The following is a 21,401-nucleotide window of genomic DNA, read 5'->3' on the forward strand; positions in this document are numbered from 1 at the left end:
TTGTTCAAATCGTATGAAGCGTAATATTCCGCCGATCTTTCGTGCGCTCGGTTCCTTGCGGCTGACGGTCGTTTTGTTGTCCCTTTCGATGATGCTGGTCTTTTTGTCGACCATGGCGCAGACCCGCATCGGGATTTGGGAGGTGATGAGTACCTACATCCGGACCTTCTGGGTCTGGATCGAACTGCCGGGGTCGGGAAGGCACTTGCCGATCTTTCCGGGGGGTTGGTTGCTCGGGGCGTTGTTGTTGGTCAACTTGGCGGCGGCTCATATCGTTCGGTTCAGTTTTTCGGCCAGCAAGATTCCGATGATGTTGATCCATGGCGGAATCGCGCTTCTCTTGATCAGCGAATTGGTGACCGGCTTGTTCGCCCGGGAGAGCGACATGGTTCTCGATGTCGGGAGTTCGCGGACCTATACGGAAGCGCCGCGGCTGGCGGAATTGGTGGTGGTCGACGCCTCCGATCCGGACCATGACCGGGTGTGGAGCGTTTCGGAAAGTATCATGGCGTCCGGAGAGCCGATCGGGGCGGAGAACCTGCCGGTGCGGATCGAAGTGCTGCAATTTTATCAGAACTCGCGGATCTTCGTGCGCGGGCCGTTCGCGCCGCGCGATCCCGATATGGCGACGGAGGGCATCGGGATGGAGTTGTCGGTGGCGGAGGAGCCGAGAGTGGTCACCACCGACGGCCGAAATTCGGTCACGGCCTTGGTTCAGGTCGTCGGCGAGGAAGGTCCGCTCGGACGCTGGTTGCTCTCCACCGTGATCGACGAACCGCAGTTTTTCGAGTATGACGGCCGGGAATATTGGATGGCGATCCGGCCGAAGCGCTTCAACAAGCCGTATCGGATTCATTTGCTCGAATTCGTCCATGACCGATATCCGGGGACGGAGATTCCCCGGGCGTTCGCGAGTCGTATCCGCTTGTTGGATATGGACAGCAATGAAGACCGGGAAATTTTGATCTCGATGAACAGTCCGCTCCGCTACCGGGGCGAAACCTTTTATCAGGCGAGTTACGCCAACGACGACCAGACTTCGATCCTGCAAGTCGTGCGTAATCCCGGTTGGCTGTTGCCGTATATCGGGTGCGTCGTAGTGTCGGGCGGATTGATCTGGCAGTTCGTCCTGGGCATTCTCCGGGCGGGGAAGCGTAGAGCGGGAGGAATGGTATGATGCAAGGAAGCGGTAAAAATTGGCTCCGGGAGAACATTCTCCCGATGGTGGCGGTGGCGATCGCTTTCGCTTGGATCATGACCGGCTTTTTGCCGTCGTCGGCCGGTGAGGACGAGTGGGACTTTGACGCGTTTGGCCGCCTGCCGGCGTTGTCGGAAGGTCGAGTGAAAAACATCGATTCGCTCGCCCGCGATTCGTTGTTGGCCCTCCAGGGACGCTCGACGGTCCGGTTGCCGGACGGCGGGCGGATGGGGGCGACGGAGTGGCTCTTGCACTTGATCGCCCGTCCTGATGTGACGGATACATTGCCGGTTTTTCTGGTGCATCACCCGGATTTGCTGGCGATGCTCGGAAAGGAAGGGGAGTCGCGTTATGTGTTCACTTTCAATGAAATCCGTCCCCATGGCGGAGAGTTGCAACGCCAGGCGGAGATGGCCCGGGAGTTACGCCGGGAGGAACGGAGCATTTACCAGGAAGCCTTGTTGAAACTCGATTACACCCTGGCGCTCTATTGGCGACTGCGTCACAGCCTGCACTTCGGGGATCCGGATACGTTGGGGACGACGTTGACCCGGCACGGCGAAGTGCTGGGGCCGATTTTGGTGCGGATGCGGGAACAGCCGACCGGGAGTTTGTCGGACTCCGATATCGCCGAGGTGCAGCAGGCGGTGTTCCTGTATTCGTCGTTCGCGGACCTGGCCCAATTCTTTCCGATCGCCTATCCGCATCCGGAGAAACCGCGGGGCGAGTGGATCTCGATCGGCGAGAGCATGGCCCGGGCGTTGGACGACGTGACGGTGCCGCCGCATGTGGTCGGCTACAAGAACATCATTGAAAGTTTCGCCCGGGGGGAGGCGGCGGAGTTCAACGCCCATGTTTACGCGCTCCTTGGTTGGATGCGTAACCATTTTCCGGATGCGACCAACCGGGCCCGCCACGAGTCGATCTTCAATCAGTTGGATTTGTTTTTGAAAAGTTCGGTGCTTTATCTGGCGGCCTTTTTATTGCTCACCGGGGCGTGGACGGGAAGTCGGTTGCCCTTTGCCCGGACCTCGGCGGCGTTGATCCTGGTGGCGTTGGCAGCCCATACGGCGGGCCTGCTTTTCCGGATGTATCTGCAGGAGCGTCCGCCGGTGACCAATCTCTATGCGTCGGCGATCTTCGTCGGCTGGGGGGCGGTGATTCTGGCGATGATTCAGGAGCGGATTTACCGCAATACTATGGGGTCGGCGGTGGCGGCGGTGCTCGGATTTTTGACCCTGGTGGTGGCGCACAACCTCGGCAACGACGGGGACACGGTGGAAGTGATGCGGGCGGTTTTGAACTCGAATTTCTGGCTGGCGACCCATGTGGTGGTGATCACCATCGGGTATTCGGCGACCTTCGTCGGGGCCGGCGTGGGGGCGTTCGCGATTTTGCGGAATCTTTTCGGGGGCGGTATGAGCCCGGCCCAATGGAAAACGGCGGCGGGCATGATCTATGGGATCGTTTGTTTCGGGCTGCTGTTCAGTTTCGCGGGCACGGTGCTCGGGGGGATCTGGGCGGACCAGTCGTGGGGACGTTTCTGGGGATGGGATCCGAAGGAAAACGGGGCGTTGTTGATCGTGTTATGGCTGGCGATCATCCTGCATCTGCGCTGGGGCGGCATGATCGGTCCGCGGGGGATGGCGGTCAGTGCGGTTTTCGCCGGAGTCATCGTCAGTTTCGCATGGTTCGGGGTCAACATGCTGGGCGTCGGGCTGCATTCCTACGGATTCATGGACGGAGCTCCGTTCTGGCTCGGCAGTTTCATGGTGAGCCAGTTCCTGATCATGGGAGCGGCGTTTTTGGGACGTAAACCGTAGCCCGTTTTCGGGCATACGGTTTTTCGCCAGACGCCGGTTGGGAGATGGCTACTCGGAATCCTGCCAACAGGCTCCCGGTTCCTGGCGGATGTTTTTCCCGCGATAGACGACGAAATTGTCGAACCATGCGTAATGGGTGGCGTATTCGCCGTCGGGCGTTTTGGGCGCCCAGTCCGGACTGGACCCTCCGTGGAACGTGGAAAAAAGGAATTGGCTGATTAAGGACTTCGGGTCGTCAGTCGCCCGGAATTGGATATTGGTGTGTTCCACCGCGAGTTCGCCGTTCAGGTAGATGTTGGCAAAACCGTTCGATTCGTCGGGATCGTTCAATTTCACGTGCAACGAAACGGCTTGGTAGCCGTTGACGGTGAACTTGTGGTCCGGGGAGGGGAACCCTTGGCCGTAACGCCTTGGGTGGTTTTGGACGTAATGGTAGGTCCGGATTTCGCCCTCCCTCCCGAAATTGACCCGTGCGCTCCAGCCTTCGGGAGTCAGTGGGTTGCCGCCGGTGACGGGTGCCACCGGGCCGACGCCGTGTAATTTGCCGCCCCGGACGAAGTCGAAACCGTCGTCGAAACGGACGTCGTAGGAGAGGGTGACCTCGTTCGCTTGTTCGGAAAGGGGCACACGGACCACGATGCGGTGGCTGCCTCGTTCGTAACCCTCGTAAGTCGCCTTCAAGGCGTTTCCGCCGTTCACGCCTTCACCCTCGGCGATTTGCAGGAGGTTATGGGAGACTAAGGCGGAGTAGAGTCCGCCTCTTTTCTCCGTTTCGAAATCCTCTTTCAAAAGGGGTGTGCCGGCCACGGCGAAGTTGGCGAGGAGGAAGGTTGCGGCTGCCGAAAGGCGGGCCCATGGCGAGAGGTTGAATGTGATCATTGCGGCAGGTTGCCATTTTCGAGCGGACTTGGCAACCCGTGGGGTCAGCCGGGGGGCGGGGAAGGGGTGTAATCAGAAGTCGTGGGCTCACCATCGTTTCATTGCGAGGAGGCTCCGCCGACGAAGCCATCCACGAAACAGCGACTCGCGCCCCCTTTCCCGGAAGGTGGATTGCCGCGTCAGTCGTTCCTCCTTCCTCGCAATGACAGATGGTTGTCTGTTTTCCCCACCATTTTCAATGGCGTGGCGCGAGGAAGGAATCGGAAGAGAGGCGATTCTCTCGCAGAACAGGGGTTGCGAATCCGTATAAGTGTTGCTTCTTTAGACCGGTGGTATGGGCAAAAAGATTCGGGCTCGCCCTGGTGGGCCTTCTCCTCCTCTTTCTCCTGGTCCTGGCCGCGTTGCCGCTTTGGCTGCCGTGGGTGTTGGATCCGGTGTTGAGTCGGTTCGATGTCGAACATGAACGCTACGAGCGCGTCGGTTACGACCGGTTCGTGCTGCATGACGTGAGTTATGTCCGGGAGGGAGTCGCGGCGCATGCGGACCGGGTCGAGGGGTATCTCCCGGCGGGGTGGCTCTGGAGCCGGTGGCGGGGAATTCATGAACTCGACTATGCGGCGGTCGAAGGCTGGCGGGTGGTTATTCAGGCGGTTGACGCTGAAACGGCGCCGGTCGAAGAGGAGCCGACGCGGGAAGAGACGATTTCCGTTTATGACATTTTCGGCCATATTGAAGAGATTTTGCCGGTGGTCACCCGGTGGGTGCCTCGGGCCTCCCTCGGCGAGGGTGAGGTGGAGGTCGCGGACCGGACCATTGAGGTGCGCGGCGCAACGTGGTTGGATGGGGAGTTGACTGCCGAGGTTTTCGATCCGGCGTTCGAGCAAGTGGTCGTCTTTTATGGCGATCTGGGTGCCGGACTGCCGTTGACGCTTCGCGGGAATCTCGATCCATTTCCGTTCGCCGTGGAAGTGTTCGTCGCCCGGGTCGCAGACCGGATCGATATCCGCAGCGAAGCCACGTTGGCCGGAAATCTGTTGCGGGCGGACGCCGAGTTTCCGCGTCACGGTTATTTGCCCGAAACCGCCCGGTTCCATTCGACCGACTTCCGGTTGCCGCAGGAATTTTTGGAATTGGAAGGATATGGGGAGGTGCGTGGATCGCTGGAAATCGAATGGCGGGAAGGACGTTTTCAGGCGGATCTGAGCGGTCAGGCGGAACCGGAGCGGGATTGGGAAGGACGATTCCCTCCCTTGCGGGTGGAGGCGGGGGCCCGGGGGGATTTGGAGGCTTTTTCGGTTGAGCGATTGGACGTTCGGTCGCCTTGGTTGCAGGCGACATTATCGGACCCGGTGACGATGGATTATACCGGAGAGTTGTTGAGCGGACGTTCTCTGTTCGAGGTGGCGGCGGATTTGTCGGCCCAGCCCTTCGTCGATTTGGCCGGAAGCGTTCGCGGAGCGGTCCGGATCGCGCCCGGGGAGGAGAGGTTTCCGGAGGTTGATTTCCGATTGGTGGGCAACGACTTGGCTGGATTCGACGTCGAGTTGGAGCAAGTGGAAATAAACGGCGACTTGAAATGGCCGATCCTGGGAATCACCTCGTTGCGGATTTTAGCGGAGGAGGCGTCCACCCTCGTGGCGGAGGCCAGTCTTGATCTGGATGCGATGCGTTTCGAGCGTGGCAAGATCCAGGGGAGTTTCGGAGCGGGACCGGCGCGTAACTGGTTGCCGGAGGAGATTGGCTTTTCGCGGGTGGAATTGGAGGGCGATTTCGAGGGACCCGTGGCGGATCTGGTCCATCGCGGGACCTTGCAGGTCAGCGGGTTCGTCGCGCCGAAAGTCCATCCGGGTGACGGGCGGCTGGAGTGGTCCGGAAAGATGGCCGATTTGGCGGAGTTTGTCTTGGCTTGGACGGCAGGGGATGGGTCGTTGCGACTCGATGGCTCGACCCGGCTCGGGGAAGGGGAGGCGGGGATTGATCTTCGGGAGTTCCATTTGAGCCGGGGAGAGGAGACGTTGTTGCGGTCGACCGGGCCAAGCCGACTGCGGGCCGATTGGAGCGGAGAGCGGGTGGCAGTCGAATTGGATCGATTGGAGTGGCTGGGGGACGGACGGGAAGTGCGGGCGTCAGCGAACGTGGCTTGGCCGGAACGGGGACGGTTTTCCGTCGGCGCAGCGGAATTGGATACCGGGATGCTGAAAGATTTTGTCGACATGGATGAGGCGCCGGTCCGGTTGATCGCCGGAAAAATCACCGGGGACTGGGAGAACGGGCCCATTCGGTTCGAGGCGCTTGCCGACGTGCGGGTGGACGTCGCGGAAGACCAGTTGTTCTTCTCGCTGGCGGTCCGGGGAGCCGATGAAGAATTGGAAATTGAGCGGTTGGAAGCGGGGAGTGTGGATGAAGTGCTCGCGCTCTTGGAAGGAACCTTGCCCGTGTCGCTCTGGCCGGGACGGGATGAGTTGGTGGCGATCCGGGAAGACGGTCGAATCGAAATCCGGGCGATCACGCATCCCCAAGCCGAATTTTGGGAGCAATTGGGGGAATTAACCGGAGTTCGTTTGGAGAACCCCCGTTTGATGGCGGAAGTCTCCGGCACACCCTCCTCGCCGGTTGGTTATATTCGGGCGAGTTCTGGAAGGATCTTTTTCGGAGCGCCCGCTGAGCCGGGGGCGCAACCACCGCCGGAATTGCGCAATCTCCGGATTGATACCCGTTTCGACCTGGAGGCGGTGCGGTTGGAAGAGTTGAGTCTGGAGGTGGAACGGCAACGGGTGGAGGCGCGGGCGGAATTGCCGATGGGGGAAGAAGCCTGGGCCGCGTTGTTCGGCGATCGCCAAATCCCGGAGTGGGAATCCGCGACCGGACGGATTCGGATCCCGGAAGCCCGGGTCTCGGCTTTCACCCGCTTCGCGCCCGGGATTCTGAGTCCGCAGGGGGTGTTGCGCGCCGATATCGAAATCCTTCCCGGGGGCATGTTGGCCGGACATCTGACGGTCGACGACGTGGCGACCCGTCCAATCATGCCGCTCGGGGCGATCCGGGACGGGACGGTGCGAGTGGCCTTTCGGGAGCGCCAGGCGGTGATCGATGAAATCAGCGCCGTGATCGGCGGCGAACGTTTGCGGATCAGCGGGACGGTCGACGTTCCGTTCGAGCAACCGTTGGGTTTTGATCTGGCAGTGGGAGGTCGCAACATTCCCTTGGTGCGGCAGCCCGGGGTGGTGATCCGGGGCGATTTGAATTTGGCCATAAAGAGCCGGGCGGGGGCGACGCCGCTCATTTCGGGCCGGGTCGACTTGCGGGACAGCTTTTACCTGGCGCATTTGCGTTTGATGCCGACCGGCGGAGCGGTGGCCACCCCGGATCGGAGACCCCCGTTTTTCAGCGTGGAGCAACAGCCGTTCGCCGACTGGCGACTCGACGTCGATTTGCGGGGACCTGGATTCCTGAACGTCCGGGGACCGATCTTCCAGGGAGAGATCTCGGCGAACTTCAACCTGTCGGGGACCTTGGAGGAACCGCGGGCGATTGGAGCGGCGACGATCGACACCGGGCGAGTCCGTTTTCCCTTTGCGGGGATGTCGATTCAGCAGGGGGAGATCGCCCTTCGCCGAGAGGACCCGTTCACTCCGCAATTGTTTATCGTTGCGGGCGGAATGGCGTTTGGATACGATCTGACCATGGAAGTCACGGGAACGGCGGAAACGCCTGTCATCGAGTTTGTTGCCAATCCTCCGCTCACCTCCGAGCAGGCCTTGCTGATGGTCACCACCGGAGAATTGCCGCGGGAGGAAATCCGGTTCACGACCCAGCAGCGGGCGAGCCGGTTCGCCATTTATTTTGGGCAGAATCTTCTGTATGAAATCACGGGAGACGACGCGGCCGGCGACCGGTTGACCATTCGGACCGGGGAACAAGTCTCGGAAGGGGGGCGCGAGACGATGGCGATCGAGTTTCGCTTAACCGACCGGTGGTCGGTGACGGGGGAATACGATCGGTTCGATGAATACAACGCCGGATTGAAGTGGAATATTTATTCGCGGTGAATCGAAAGCCAGGAAGAAAAATGCCGCGGATTTTTTGGGTCGTCCTTTTATTGATGCTTTTCGGACTCGGCGCGGTGGGGGCCGCGGAGGAGACCGGGGCCGCGGAAGAGACCGGGGAGCCCGCGATGACCGCAGAGGAGGAGATCGAGGGGGACGAAGCCCGGATGCGGGTGCGTGGCTACGGCTTTCTCGGCAATCGCTCGCTGATGCGGACCCTGGAAATGATCCGTGATCCGGATGCGCCGCCGGCTTACTTTTCGGCAACCCAGATCGAAGACGCCGCTTTGCTTCTCCTGGCACAATTGCAGCAGGACGGATATTTGCAGCCTGAGGTGGAGGCGCGGATCAGTTTGGCTGACCAGGATCGGCAAAGTTTTCTTTGGGATGAACGGCAGTTGACGGAACTCCCCCGGCCGATGCGGGCGACGGCGGTCGATTTTCGGGTGCGTCCCGGGGTGTTGTATTTTTATGAATCGGTTGAGTTCGAAGGATTGGACGCGATCGAGGAGGAGGAAGCCCGGGGATTTTTCGTCTCGACCGGCTTCTTGTTCCAAACTAGGCAAACCCGGGTTTTTACCCAGTCGAGACTGGAAGCGGGTTTAAACAATTTGCGGGAGATCCTCGTGCGGCGGGGTTACGAACGGGCGCGGGTGGTGGTCCGTTCGCTCGAACGGAACGACGAAACCGGTGCGGTAAACGTCGTGGTGGGGGTGACCGAGGGGATTAGGTCGGTGATTCGAAGCGCGCGGGTGGTGGTTTCGGTCGACGGAGAAATTGAGGAAAGTCCGCTGGAAGTGCGTGCGAACCAGCCGTATTCACGAATTTGGATACAAGATCGAGCCCAGGATTTCCGGCGGGAGTTTTACGAACTCGGTTATCCTGATACCGAAGTGACGAGTCAGGCCGAGGCGCGGGAAACGGTGGATGGCCGGGTGTTGGTCGATATGTTGTTTCGAGTCGAGACCGGACCGTATGTCGAAGTCGGCGAGTTGCGGTTTGAAGGAAACGAGCGGACCAGGGAGGCGATCATGAGGAGACGGGTTGATCTGATCCCGGGGGAACCGTTGAACCGGGTCCGGGTGGACCGAGGGCGGTTTCGGCTGGCCCGGCTGGGGGCGTTCAATTGGGTCGACGCGGAAATCGTCGAAGTGGACGAAAACACCCGGGATGTCGTGTTTACCGTGGAAGAAGGAAAGGAGATCGACGTGAATCTTCTGTTTGGATACGGCAGCTATGAAATGCTGCGGCTTGGGTTGGAGGTGGAGCAATTCAACCTCTGGGGACGGGCTCATCGGTCGAGGTTGTTGCTGGCCCAGTCGTTGCGGGCGTCGAGTGTCAATTACCGTTACATGGTCCCGGAGTTGTTCGGGGAGGACGTGCACGGATTTGGCTCGGTCTTCGGATTGCGCCGGGAAGAAGTCGACTTCGACCGGCGGGAGTTCGGGACGACGGTCGGTTTGCAGACCCTTTTCTATCGCCTCGATTTGGACGCAGGGTTGCGCTACAGCTTCCAATTGTTGGAAAGCCGGGCGGGAATCTCGAGCGGACCGGACGGCTTGGCGCGGGCGGTGGTGGGGGCGGTCGATCTGACGCTCCAGCGGGACTTGCGAGACAACCCGATTTATCCGGAGCGGGGTCACAACGTGGTCAGCAACTTCGAAGTCGCGTCGAACGTGTTTGGCGGCGAAGTCGATTATCAACGGATGGAAATCAGTGGGTCGTATCACCGCGGATTGGGACGCGGGCTTTTTATTCACGCGGCCTTGCATCATGGAATTCTGCATACGGGCGGGCGGGTGGAGGATGAAATCCCGATTAACAAACGTTTTCTGATGGGGGGGGAGCGAACCGTCCGGGGATATCTGGAAGGGGAGGCTTCACCGCGAAATGAGGCGAACGAATTGGTCGGGTCGGAAACGTATCTGTTGTTGAATCTGGAGTTGGAGCAAGCGCTGACCGAGCGGTGGTCGGTGGTTGCTTTTTCGGATTCGATCGGCTTCGCGCGACGGTTCGGGGACTATCCCTTCGACGAGGAATTGTTTTCGGTCGGACTGGGGATCCGATATAAAACGTTTATCGGTCCGATTCGGTTGGAGTATGGCCATAACTTGAACCCGCGACCCGGGGATCCGGCGGGAGCGTTGCACCTCTCGATCGGATTTCCATTCTGACCTTACCGCTGCCATGGTTTCGTCCAAACTGGCCAATAATCCGCTGCGAAATCGCGACGAGCTAGCCCGGGCGCTCGTCGATCTTTGGTCGCCGGTCGCCCGTCGCCTCGAGGTCGGTGGCGCCGCGGTAACCCTCGGGGCCAACCAGGCCTCTTTCGGACAACCAGCAAGTTCTATTGAAAGCCTGGCCCGACCGCTTTGGGGGCTCGCGCCACTGGCGGCCGGCGGATCCGACTTCGATGGATGGGCGCTTTTGCGGGACGCGTTGCGGGAGGGAGTCGATCCGAGCCATCCCCATTATTGGGGAGACGCTTCTGACAAATCGCAGTTTTTCGTGGAAATGGCGCCGGTCGCGGTCGCCTTGATTCTCGCCGGAGACCATCTTTGGAAACCTTTGGAGAAGAGAGACCGGGCAAATCTTCTGGCATGGATGTCGGTTGTTAACCGGAAGGCGGTTCCGGACAACAATTGGCTGTTTTTCCGGGTGTTGGTGAACCTGGCGTTTGAGCGGCTGGGCGGGCCGTTTGATTCGGACCGGATGGAAGCCGATCTTGACCGGATGGAGCAGTTTTATCTCCGCGACGGCTGGTATGGCGACGGACCCGGAGGGAACCGGGATTATTACGTGGCCACCGGGTTTCACTTTCCCGGCCTTCTTTACGCGAAGATCCGTGGCGAGACGGATCCGGAGCGAGCTGCCCGCTTCCGGAAGCGGGCAGCTGAGTTCGCGCCGCAATATGCCGCCTGGTTTGCGCCCGACGGCCCGGCGCTGCCGTTCGGTCGCAGTCTGACTTACCGGTTTGTGCAGGCGGCCTTCTGGGGCGCTTGCGCCTACGCGGATTTGCCGGTCCTTCCCTGGTCGAAAATGAAAGGGATTTACCTTCGTCATTTGCGCCATTGGTTCGCCCAGCCGATTTTCACGGAAACGGGGCTTCTCACCATCGGCTACGGATATCCGAATTTGATCGCGGCCGAGGCTTACAATTCACCAGGATCCCCCTATTGGGCGTTCAAGGCGTTTCTTCCGTTGGCTTTGCCGACCGATCATCCTTTTTGGCAGGCGCCGGAGGAGGAATGGGAAGGCCCGCCGGTTTCGGTCCAGAAAGCGATTCCGTCACTGGTCGCGCGGGATGCATCACGCGAGCATGTATTCGCTCTGTCAGGACATGATTTGCCGTCCGGGAAACTTCGTTTCGCGGCTGAGAAATACGCGAAGTTCGCCTACTCCGCAGCATTCGGGTTCGGCGTGCCGGTCGGAGGAACTTCCCCGGAGGCCGGGGGGGCTGACAGCATGCTGCTTTTGACCGACGACGAAAGGGATTGGCGGGGACGCGGCGCATTGGAAGCCCGGGAGTTGAACGGGGGAATTCTTTATCTCTGGTGGCGTCCCTGGCCTGATGTTGAAGTTGAAACCTGGCTGGCGGTATCGTTGCCCGGACATGTCCGAATTCACCGGATACGAACGGCGCGTCCACTAAAATCCTTCGAAGGAGGCTTCGCTTTGAAGCGGGTGTGGAAGGATGTGGAGGAGCGTTCGATGGAAGGAGGAATGGCGTGGATAGCCACCGGCCACGGATTCTCCGGACTGCGGGATCTGTCGTCCGGAAGGCGAGGGGAAATGATCGTTCCGCAGCCGAACACCAACTTGCGGTGGCCGCTGGTTTCGCTGCCCGGGCTGACTGGAGAACATGTTTCCGGTGAACATTGGCTGGTTTGTTCCGTCGCCGGATTGCCTGGAGAAAAGCAGGAAGGTGTGGGACGGGAATGCCTGGACGATTTTTCCTGGGAAGGGGGCCAGCTCTATCGGGACGGCCAGGTGCTGATTGATTGCCGCGAAGGCCGATGATCCTCGCCGAGCGAGGGCGAAGCGGAATCAAGGCGCGGTTGCCTGCCGACGAACTGCCCGCACCCGGACAAAGCGGTGGTTTTCATGGTCCGGCCAGTCGATGACCTGTCGCTCGACGCCATCGTTTTCTGAGACCACTTGACGCAGGAAGACCGCATCCGTCACGTCGGTCCAGTCGCGCAGATTATGGGAGGCTTCAATGCGGAACGAAATGTCGTTGGCGGCCGAGGCGGCCGGGAAAGAGAAGGAAACGCCGCCCGTCTCCTGCCGGTCCAGGCGCAATGGATTGGAAGCCGTCTGGCGAGGATCGAGGGCGAAGGCATATTCGCGAAGCGTAAGAAGATCGGTAATCGTGTCGACCGAATGGCCTTCTTCTTCGAGTAGTTCCTCCGCTGCCCGGCGCCATTGTTCGTAGGGGGTAACCGGATTGTCGCCGATCAGGAACTCCGTTTCCATGACGAAGTGGTTCGAGCCGCGAAGAATGAAGCGGCAATGGCCGTCCTGGAGCCGCCCGAGGCGGAAGAGATGATATTGCAGGGCGAGGTTCCCGGCCGTTTCGTCGATTTCGACCGGGGCCACGAAGGCGTTGCCGTGGAGTCGGAGATCGCCCCAGCGAACGATTTCCCATCCGGAGCCGTTCGGGTCGACGAAGACGTGAGCGAAGTAAACGCCTTCTTCTTCCTCGATTTCAAGCGTGAGAATCGGTTCGCCGGGTCGCGGCTCATGGTCCCGGATAAGGACTCGGAAGCCGCCGATGCCCCCTCCCGGCAGGTAATGCCCCGCCTGGTCCCGGATGGAATGGTGTGGGACGATCACCGAGTAATGACCGTTGAAGCGGGAGTGCCAGCCGCCGACGGGCGCTTCGACGGCATAGACCGCTATGGTGAGGTCCCGGGCGTGCTCCGCGTCAACGTAACGTTGGACGCTCAGCGGGCGGGCCGGTTTGGAAAAATGTTCCGGACCGGTCACGCGCAGGATGGTTTCGCGGATCGAGTCGAGGTCCATCGGATGTTCGGAATGGAAGAGGACGCGGAACAGATGGGGGTGAGGACTCGGCTCGACGATCGGATCGCTGCGCACCCGCGCCGATGGAAGGTCGCTTCCCTCGATCGAAAAGTGCACGGATCCCATGTATCTTTCGCGTGAATACAGTGAAAACGCATAGTCTCCCGGGGGGAGCGTACCAAGGTGATAGGAATGAGATTTTTCGGTGATGACCGGAAGTCCGACTTCGCCGTCCCAGACGGCTTGCACGTCTACCCGAAAATGCCGTCCCTCGCGCAAGATCGAACCCCAGTCCGAGACTTGGACGTTACTGGCAGGGAAGGCGACGGTGAGGGTTCCGGAATAGGTGTTTTCCAAAACGAGACTATTGTCTGTTTCTTTGGAGGGGACGAAGGAGACGAGTTTCGGCAGCGGGTGATGGTGGCCTGGTTCGATGTTCACATCAAAGGTGCCGAGATGTTGGCCGGGAAGGTAGTCACCGTCCACGGTTCGGATCGAGTTGGGACGGAGGGCGACGCGGTAGGTTCCGTTGTCCCGGGCCGTCCAGATTCGGCCCGGCGGATGTGCTCGGTACCGGACCGCGATCAGGCCATGCGATGTCGGGTGCCAATCGACGAACTCCGGGTGTGTGTCGTATCCACCCGGGCCGACGATGCGGAGATTGGCGTCGGCGAAGGAGTCGGGGTCGATTAGATGGGCGTTATCCGATTGAATCAGCAGGCGCAGGGGATGGAATGGCCGGTTCTCGGTCAGCGGATCCACCTGGAGTGTGACTTGGGGCAAGGAGGGGGCAGGAACGGTAAAGGAGGTCCGGGCCAGCGGATCGTGGTTCACGAAAAAGGCCAGATGATGACGCCCCGAATGAATGACGCCGAGGTGGTAGCGGTGGCGTTCCTCCCGGAGTGTGTAGGAGTCTTGTTGACCGTCGTTCCAATGGCGGCGTTCGGCTTGGGCGTGAATCGTCCACTCGTTTCCGTGGCGGGCCGGTTCGCCCCAGTCGGTGATTCGCCATCCCCTTTCCCGGAACCGGACGGTTGCCTCGACATAGACGCCGTCATCATCGAGGTGGACTGCCAGCCGGGCGTGGCCGGGGAAAGGATCGTCTACCGGCTCCCGCACCTCGAATGATTCATGGGCGAGTAGTCGCCCGCGCGACCATACGTCGAAAACGTATTTGCCCGGTGAGGGCTGTCCCAGATCATAAACGTGCGAGATTGGCGTGATGACCGGTCGAACGACTTCGTCCGCGGTTCGCTCCGCTTCGACCGTGACGGAGAATACGGCCCCATGACGGGAAACTTCTCCCCATTCGGTTACTTCATAACCGCTGTTGGGGAAAAACAAGGTCACTCGTGCGCGAGTCTGGCCATCATTGCCGGTTTTGACGGCGACACGGGTTTCGAGGGGAAAGACAGCCGATCCGGAATCGGTGGCGGGCCGTTCCACCTCCTGCTGGTCTTCATTCCCGGCGAGGGCGGTGAGACAGGTTGCGAGAAACAGGAGGGGGGCGACGAGGGAAAGAAAGGGGATTGAATGAAAGCGATGGGCAGTTTTCATGGCATTCAAGAATAATACGCCTCCCCGCTGATTAAAGAAAAATCGCGAGGTGCTTAGGATGTCTTTTGGGAGGCGGGAGGCCCGTGTTCAGGCGTAGACTCGGACGAGCCGTTTGCCGAGAGCGCAGAGATTTTCCCACGGGATGGTGCGGGACCATGCACTGTATTCGTTGAGCGTGATCTGGGATTCGCCCTGGCTTCCGAAAAAGGTGGCGAGGTCTCCGGGGGCGACCTCGGGGAGGGAGGTCACGTCGATCACGATTTCATCCATGGTGACGTTACCGAGGATCGGGCAGCGGTGGCCGCGGACCAAAACCTGGCCACGGTTGCTGCAGGCGCGGAAAATACCGTCGGCGTAACCGGCGGTGACCACCGCGATGCGCGAATCGCGTCGCAGCGTGTGGGTGCGGCTGTAACTGATGGTGGCGCCGGCGGGCATATCCTTGACGACACTGACCCGGGCATGAAGACCGACCGCGGGCGTGACATTGTATTCGGCCAGCGGCGAGTCAGGCGTGGGGAAATAACCGAATTGAAGCAAGCCGACCCGAACCGCATTGAAAGGATCGGAGGGAGGGACGGAGGCCAGCCCGGCGCTGTTTGAAATGTGAATGAGCAAATCGGTCGAGGGGCGGGAGAGGTTCTTTAAGATGAAGAGGAACCGGTCGTGTTGGAGCCGGGTGAAGTCATCGTCCTCTCCGGCGGCGGCGAGGTGGGAGTAGAGGCCCTCGACCCGGAGGCCCGGGGCGGCGAACGCGGCTTCGAGCAGTCCACCCGCCGCATCATGCCAGGTGCCGAGACGGCCCATGCCGGTGTCGAATTTCAGATGGACCGGCAGAACCCGTCCGTGCCGATCCGAAACCGCTTGGACGCGTCGGACCTCGTCGGCGGTGGAGAGCGTGGGAATCAGGTTGTATTCGGAAAGGTAATCCTCTTCCCCGGGGAGCGTTGCGCTGAGCAGGAGAATCGGGATTTTCGGATCCAACGCCCGCAGTTCGGCTCCTTCCGCGATGTTGGCCACGGCGAAGATATCGACTCCCGCTTCTTTAAGGGGAGGAAGGATTCGGGCTGCTCCGAGACCGTAACCGTCGGCTTTGATTACGGAAATGTAGCGGGTTCTTTTCGGAAGGCGGCGCCGGATCGACTTCGCGTTGGCGGCGATCGTTGCTAAATTGATTTCGGCCCAGCACCGGAAAGGGAATGGATTCGACATGGGATTCAGCGGTGGCGTTCGGCGTTCCATTTTTTGTAATCAGGCGCCTCGAGCGTCAGCGGGTCGGCGTTTTCGACTGAGCGAAGAAGGCCTGGAACCAAAAATAGCTCCGCCTGACTTTCCAGGGAGTAAGGGAGGATCGGAGCGGACGCGCCTGGAGGGTGGGCGCGAATGGTCTCTTCCATTCGGAAAAAAGCTCCGGGGAGTTCGGCGAGTTCGGGCGACGCGATCCGGCGGACGGGTTCCGGGGCGCCGGACGAAGCGATGGAGGTTACGTTCCAGCTGTCGCGCCGGGCGTCGGAAATGATGTGGAACGGCGGTTCGGTCCGTTCGGCCAGCAAGGAAAAGGCAAGCAAATCGTGGGAGCGGTAGGAGAAAACGGGCAACGGCCGGGAGAGAAGCGATTGCCAACCGCGGAGGGCCATGGCGGCGATCCGGATCCCGAGCATCGATCCCGGCCCTTCACAAAAGAAGAACCCGCCCAGATCGCCGATCGCGAGGGATTCCGTTTGAAGAAGGGCTTCGACTCCGCGGAAGAGTCCCCGTCCTGCCTCTTCGTTCGACCGTGACCAATGTATCCATTTACCTTGGTGCCAAAGGGCGGTCTGGACGGAGGGGGAAGCGGCGTCGACAAGGAGCGCCGGTGCGCCGAGACCGGACGGATCAAGGGAAGGTTGTCGGGTCTTCGTATTCAAAAGTTGGATTATGGGCGGGTGCGCAGAAGACTGCGGTCGCTTTCATTGCCCAGTCGATCGACGGCGGAGACGGCGACATCGGTGATGTTTTCCTCGGCCGGAAGTCGGAGGTTCGCGGAGTGGATCCGGTGGGCGGGTACGGTCCGCATCCGCCATTCGCTTGAGCCGGAGCGGGTGTAGATGGCCCAGAGCCGCAAATCCTCGTCGGCCGGAGATTCCCAGCTGATCAGCAGGTCACCGCCGGAGAGGCCGCGGACGGAAGCGCGGGGCCGGGTCGGTTGACGATTGCCGAGCCATGGGGAAGCGGGCACAAGAGCGGGTTGGGAGTAGACCCCGCGTTGGAGGATGGCGCTGATGTTTCTCCGGTTTTCGAGCAGCGGAATCATGCTGAAATGAATGTTGCCGGTGGCGCCGGGACGGGAGCGGGTGATGTTGATTTGATTGACGATCTCCTCCGGTCGCCAGGAGTCGTCGGCGGTGGTGATTTTGCTGGTGAAATTGCCCGGCCAGATGTGGCGGTTATGGTGGTTTTCGCCGATCCACCAATCGAGGAGCCGCGGGTAGGATTGCCGTTGTTGGTCGATCGGCCAGTAGAGTTGGGGGGCGAAATAATCGATCCACCCCTGGTTGAGCCAGAGGCGGGCGTCGGCGTAAAGGACGGCGTATTGGTCGAGGCCGTCGATGCCCTCCGGGTGGCCGGGGCGCCAGATGCCGAAGGGACTGACCCCGACTTTGACCCGCGGGTTCTCTTTCTTGACCGTCGTGTAAAGTCGGCGGACGAAGTCGTTGACATGGGCGCGGCGCCAATCGGCCCGGGAAAGGTTGCCTCCCCGGCGCTGGTATTCGGCCCAATTGGCGTGGTCGGGAAAGTCGGCTCCCTGGGCGTAGGAAGGGTAGGGGTAAAAGTAGTCGTCGTAATGGATGCCATCGACATCGTAGCGGCGGATGATGTCGAGGATGACGTTCAGGGTATGGGTTTTGGTCCGTTCGTCGGTCGGGTCGAGCCAACGGTAGTTTCCGTATTGGCGGGTGATTCCCGGTTGGGTGCGGGAAATATGGTTGCTGGAAACCTTGCCGCGCAGATCGGGATGGGAAGCGCGGTAGGGGTTGATCCAGGCGTGGAGTTCGAGGCCGCGCTTATGAGATTCCTCGATGGCGAAGGCGAGCGGATCGTAGAAAGGACGGGGCGGTTTCCCCATCTCGCCGGTGAGGAACTCCGACCACGGCTCGTAGTTCGACGCATACAAGGCGTCGGCCATCGGGCGGACCTGGAAAATTACGGCGTTGAGGTTGAGCGCGACCGCCCGGTCCAGGATGGCGATCAATTCGGCCTTCTGTTCGCGGGTGCTGAGGTTGCGATTGGAAGGCCAATCGATGTTGGCGACCGTGGCGATCCAGACGGCGCGAAACTCGCGGGTCGGTTCGATCCCGGCTTGGGCTTCGGCCGAGGGACGGGTGCAGGAGAGTGCGATCACGCAGATCATCGCCCAGAGGGCGCAGGTTAAGATTTTCTTGAGCATGAAGTTCCGACTTGCGGGTCGATGGACACCCGGGAAATGGCTTTTGCCGGCCGCGTCGCGGTCGGGTTCGCCAAGCCGGGGGGGATTCTTGGCGGCTGGGTCGGGGACTCAAGGAAAAAGGAAGGGAGTCGGAAGGGAAGACCGAGCCGACCGATGCTTTTCGGATTTTTCCCGTTGCGGACGTTTCGTTGCCGGGTAAGTTTGGGCGTTCTCATGACTACTTTTTCGGACGTATTTCGCACTCTTCCCTTGGAGGCGCTGCGGCAACAGTCCCTCGACACCACGGACCGGACCTTGCTTCCGGTGCTTCAGCGGGGGCGGGCTCATTCGTTGGCCGACTTTGCCGCGTTGATCTCGCCGGCGGCCCAGCCACACCTGGAAACCCTCGGTGTCCTTTCGCAAGGACTCACCCGGAAGCACTTCGGGAAAACGATTCGTTTGTTCGCGCCGATCTATTTGTCGAACGAATGCGTGAATATCTGCAAATACTGCGGGTTTTCCCGGAATAACGAAATCCCGCGAATCACCTTGCCGGTCTCCCGAGTGGTTCAGGAAGTCAAATTGCTCGCCTCCCATGGTTTCCGCTCCATTTTGCTGGTCGCCGGGGAACATCCGAAGTTTGTTTCCAACGGCTATGTCGAGGAAGTGATCCGGGCGCTTTTACCTATCACGCCGAGTCTGTTGCTGGAGCTCGGACCGCTGGAAACGGAACCGTATAAACCGTTCGTCGCCGCCGGTTGCGAAGGTTTGGTGGTGTATCAGGAAACCTATCACCAGCCGACCTACCAGGATCTCCACACCGCCGGACCGAAGAAAAAATTCTTTTGGCGGATGGACACGCCCGACCGGGCTTATGCGGCGGGATTCCGCCGCCTGGGGATCGGCGCCCTCTTCGGGTTGCACGATTGGCGGTTCGAAGCGTTGGCGGTGGCGGCGCACGCCCTGTATTTGACCCGGCGGTGTTGGAAGGCGCAAATTTCGATCAGCCTGCCCCGGATGCGGCCGGCGACCGGCGACTTCAAACAGAACCACTTCATGCTCGACCGGGAGTTCGTGCAGACCCTTTGCGCATTCCGGCTGTTGTTGCCGCATGCTTCGATCGTTTTGTCGACTCGGGAATCGCCGAAGTTGCGGGATGGTCTTATTTCGCTCGGGGTGACCAATATGTCCGCCGGATCCTGCACCGAACCGGGCGGGTACAGCAGTTACGACCAAACGAGCTGGAGCCCGACCGGCGAGCAGAAGGGGGAGCAGTTTCACATTTCCGACGAACGCCCGCCCGAGGTGGTCGCCGAGGTCATCCGCTCCCGGGGTTACGAACCGGTTTGGAAGGATTTCGACGAAGCGCTGGTCCGTTGAGGGTGAAAAAAGTTTCAAACCGTCGTTTCTTGAAGTAACGAATTGCGAATCATTTGTTTTTACCCAACTTATTGAAGTTTTGTTATGACCGAATCCAATAAGATCCATGTCGTCGCCAATGGCGCCAGTTTCGAAGTACCGTCGGAGCAGTCTCTCGACCGTTTTCTGGTCGATCGTGGTTTCGCGCCGGAATTGGTGGTGGTCGAGCATAACCTGAAGGCGGTGAGCCCGAGCGAACGGAGTGCGATCCGGTTGCGCGACGGCGACAAGCTGGAGGTCGTCCGGATCGTCGCCGGCGGATGAGGCCCGGGAGGCGGAGAACCGAGACGATGGCGATCGAGTCCCACGAACTTCCGGGGTTGGAAGTGCATCTCGACGACCTCGTGTATCAGGCGGCGCCCCACATGCCGCCGGGTTCCCAACATGCCTTCGTCTATTATCTGACCATCAAGAACGGGTCGGACCGTGAAGTCACCTTTCTCGCTCGAAAATGGTTGATCGAAAAGTCCAACGGAGAAAAACTCGTGATCGAGGGAGACGGAATCGTCGGCGAGCGCCCGAGGTTGCGTCCCGGAGAGAGTTTTTCCTACAATAGTTTTCATTTGACGGACGCGGATTCCGTCGCCAGAGGGAGTTTTCACGGCGTCGATGCCGAGCAAAAGCCCGTCTTTGTCCGTATTCCCCGAATCACAATGAACCTGCCCGCCACACAATGAAGTTAACTGATTTGAATACCGATGGAGGAATCGGGGCCAACTGCCTCTTCTTCCAGATCGGCTCCTACAATATTTTGGTCGACGCCGGGATGAATCCCAAGAAGACCGGCTTGGATTCCCTGCCCGACTTTTCGAAGTTGCGCGATTTGGAGATCGATTTCGTTCTTCTCACGCATTGCCACCTCGACCATCTCGGGGGCTTGCCGATCGTCTTGCGCGAGCATCCGGAGGCCCAGGTTCTGATGTCGGTCCCGAGTCTCAGCTTGGCGGAACGGATGTTGCGCAACTCCTGCAATGTGATGAAGCGGCAACGGGAAGAACTCGACTTGCCGGAGTTGCCGTTGTTCACCCATCGGGAGATCGACAAAATCGTCACCCAGTTTTTTCCGATGACCTACGGGCGGACGAGCATCTTCGACAAGGAGGATGAGGAGTTGCAAATCACCTTCTTCCCCGCAGGGCACGTCGCGGGGGCGGGCGGCGTGGAGATCATCCACGGCGGCAAGAAGATGTTCCTCACCGGCGACGTCCTGTTCACGCCGCAGAAAATCTTGCCGGGCGCGAAATTCCCCGGTCGGCGCGTCGACACCTTGGTGATCGAAACCACCCGGGGAGCCAAGGAACGGGAGGAGGGGGTCGATCGTTCGACCGAGGTCCAACGTCTGTTGGAAAAAATCAGCACCGTTCTGCAGCGGGGCGGGTCTTGTTTGATTCCGGTTTTCGCGCTCGGGAGAATGCAGGAGGTCCTGACGATTATCCACGAGGCGCAGGAGAAGGGAGCGATTCCCAAACGGCCGATTTTTTGCGCGGGACTGGGGATGGACCTGGCCAATTATTTCGACGAGATTTCCCGCAAGACCGGTTTGCTCGATTTCCGCCGCCAGATCTTGAAGGATCTCAACGTCCAGCCGTTGCCGCGGAATTTGCAACCGGGCCGTGATTTGCAGCAGAACGCCATCTATGTCCTGAGCAGCGGGATGTTGGTGGAAAACACTCCATCCTATCGGGTCGCGGCCAGTTTGCTCGGTCATGCCCGGAATTCGATTTGTTACGTCGGTTATTGCGATCCGGATACGCCGGGCGGGAAGATGTTGGAAAGTGAAGTCGGAGAGGCGTTCATTTTTGAAGCCTTCGATTTCAAAACCCATGTCCATGCCGACGTGGACCAGTTCGAATTAAGTGGTCACGCCGACCGGTCGGAGATTGTGGAGTTCGCACTGGCGGTGGATCCCCGGGTGATTGTACTCACCCACGGCGATCCGGAGGCCCGCACCTGGTTCAAAGAAGAACTGGGTCGCCTTGCCCCGGAAATTCGCGTCATCGATCCCGAGCCACTCAAGGAAGAAGTCCTGTAGGGGTCGGTTGAATGCC

Annotated in this window: 14 protein-coding genes; 9 read left to right on the forward strand and 5 right to left on the reverse strand. The window is 60.2% G+C overall.

What is annotated here, in order from left to right; all coding sequences use genetic code 11:
• Positions 1-13 precede the first annotated feature (13 nt).
• The gene (locus ACWUI2_RS18860) at positions 14-1,177 is read left to right on the forward strand and encodes a cytochrome c biogenesis ResB family protein (RefSeq protein WP_486984393.1); all 1,164 of its coding nucleotides are present in this window, start codon (positions 14-16) and stop codon (positions 1,175-1,177) included.
• Positions 1,174-3,021: a cytochrome c biogenesis protein gene (locus ACWUI2_RS18865; RefSeq protein WP_486984394.1), complete on the forward strand. Its 1,848-nt coding sequence runs from the start codon at positions 1,174-1,176 to the stop codon at positions 3,019-3,021. The genes ACWUI2_RS18860 and ACWUI2_RS18865 overlap by 4 nt, the downstream gene beginning before the upstream one ends.
• A 48-nt stretch (positions 3,022-3,069) precedes the next feature.
• On the opposite strand, the gene ACWUI2_RS18870 is transcribed toward ACWUI2_RS18865, so the two are convergent.
• The gene (locus ACWUI2_RS18870; protein WP_486984395.1) at positions 3,070-3,900 is read right to left on the reverse strand and encodes a polysaccharide lyase; all 831 of its coding nucleotides are present in this window, start codon (positions 3,898-3,900) and stop codon (positions 3,070-3,072) included.
• A gap of 329 nt (positions 3,901-4,229) precedes the next feature.
• Here ACWUI2_RS18870 and ACWUI2_RS18875 point away from each other — a divergent pair, with 329 nt between their 5' ends.
• From ACWUI2_RS18875 to ACWUI2_RS18885, 3 genes are read left to right on the forward strand one after another with little or no spacing between them, the layout of a single operon-like run.
• Positions 4,230-7,949 carry a translocation/assembly module TamB domain-containing protein gene (locus ACWUI2_RS18875; RefSeq protein ID WP_486984396.1) on the forward strand — a complete coding sequence of 1,240 codons (3,720 nt, stop codon included), beginning with the start codon at positions 4,230-4,232 and terminating at the stop codon, positions 7,947-7,949.
• A 20-nt stretch (positions 7,950-7,969) separates the two neighbouring features.
• Positions 7,970-10,120: a BamA/OMP85 family outer membrane protein gene (locus ACWUI2_RS18880; protein WP_486984397.1), complete on the forward strand. Its 2,151-nt coding sequence runs from the start codon at positions 7,970-7,972 to the stop codon at positions 10,118-10,120.
• 13 nt (positions 10,121-10,133) lie between these two features.
• A complete protein-coding gene (locus ACWUI2_RS18885) occupies positions 10,134-11,966 on the forward strand; it encodes a DUF2264 domain-containing protein (RefSeq protein ID WP_486984398.1) in 1,833 nt (610 codons plus the stop codon).
• A gap of 27 nt (positions 11,967-11,993) precedes the next feature.
• Here the strand turns inward: ACWUI2_RS18885 and ACWUI2_RS18890 are convergent, their stop codons facing one another.
• The 4 genes from ACWUI2_RS18890 to ACWUI2_RS18905 form a co-directional block, all read right to left on the reverse strand.
• The gene (locus ACWUI2_RS18890) at positions 11,994-14,528 is read right to left on the reverse strand and encodes a hypothetical protein (protein WP_486984399.1); all 2,535 of its coding nucleotides are present in this window, start codon (positions 14,526-14,528) and stop codon (positions 11,994-11,996) included.
• 87 nt (positions 14,529-14,615) lie between these two features.
• Positions 14,616-15,740: an alanine racemase gene (gene alr / locus ACWUI2_RS18895; RefSeq protein ID WP_486984400.1), complete on the reverse strand. Its 1,125-nt coding sequence runs from the start codon at positions 15,738-15,740 to the stop codon at positions 14,616-14,618.
• Between the two features lie 5 nt (positions 15,741-15,745).
• Entirely contained in the window at positions 15,746-16,435 is a 690-nt protein-coding gene (locus ACWUI2_RS18900; RefSeq protein WP_486984401.1) for a hypothetical protein, read from the reverse strand.
• An 8-nt stretch (positions 16,436-16,443) separates the two neighbouring features.
• On the reverse strand, positions 16,444-17,955 hold the full coding sequence (locus ACWUI2_RS18905) for a glycoside hydrolase family 10-like protein (RefSeq protein ID WP_486984402.1): 1,512 nt from the start codon (positions 17,953-17,955) through the stop codon (positions 16,444-16,446).
• 213 nt (positions 17,956-18,168) lie between these two features.
• On the opposite strand from ACWUI2_RS18905, the gene thiH reads away from it, so the two are divergent.
• The 4 genes from thiH (at position 18,169) to ACWUI2_RS18925 (ending at position 21,385) form a co-directional block, all read left to right on the forward strand.
• On the forward strand, positions 18,169-19,314 hold the full coding sequence (gene thiH, locus ACWUI2_RS18910) for a 2-iminoacetate synthase ThiH (RefSeq protein WP_486984403.1): 1,146 nt from the start codon (positions 18,169-18,171) through the stop codon (positions 19,312-19,314).
• A gap of 84 nt (positions 19,315-19,398) precedes the next feature.
• Positions 19,399-19,617, forward strand: coding sequence for a sulfur carrier protein ThiS (thiS, locus tag ACWUI2_RS18915; RefSeq protein ID WP_486984404.1), 219 nt, complete (start codon positions 19,399-19,401; stop codon positions 19,615-19,617).
• Positions 19,618-19,643: 26 nt separating this feature from the next.
• A complete protein-coding gene (locus tag ACWUI2_RS18920; protein WP_486984405.1) occupies positions 19,644-20,030 on the forward strand; it encodes an ApaG domain-containing protein in 387 nt (128 codons plus the stop codon).
• On the forward strand, positions 20,027-21,385 hold the full coding sequence (locus ACWUI2_RS18925) for an MBL fold metallo-hydrolase (protein WP_486984406.1): 1,359 nt from the start codon (positions 20,027-20,029) through the stop codon (positions 21,383-21,385). Before ACWUI2_RS18920 ends, ACWUI2_RS18925 begins: the two co-directional genes overlap by 4 nt.
• The last annotated feature ends 16 nt before the right edge of the window (positions 21,386-21,401 follow it).

The sequence above is a fragment of the Verruconatronum alginivorum genome, assembly GCF_056590205.1.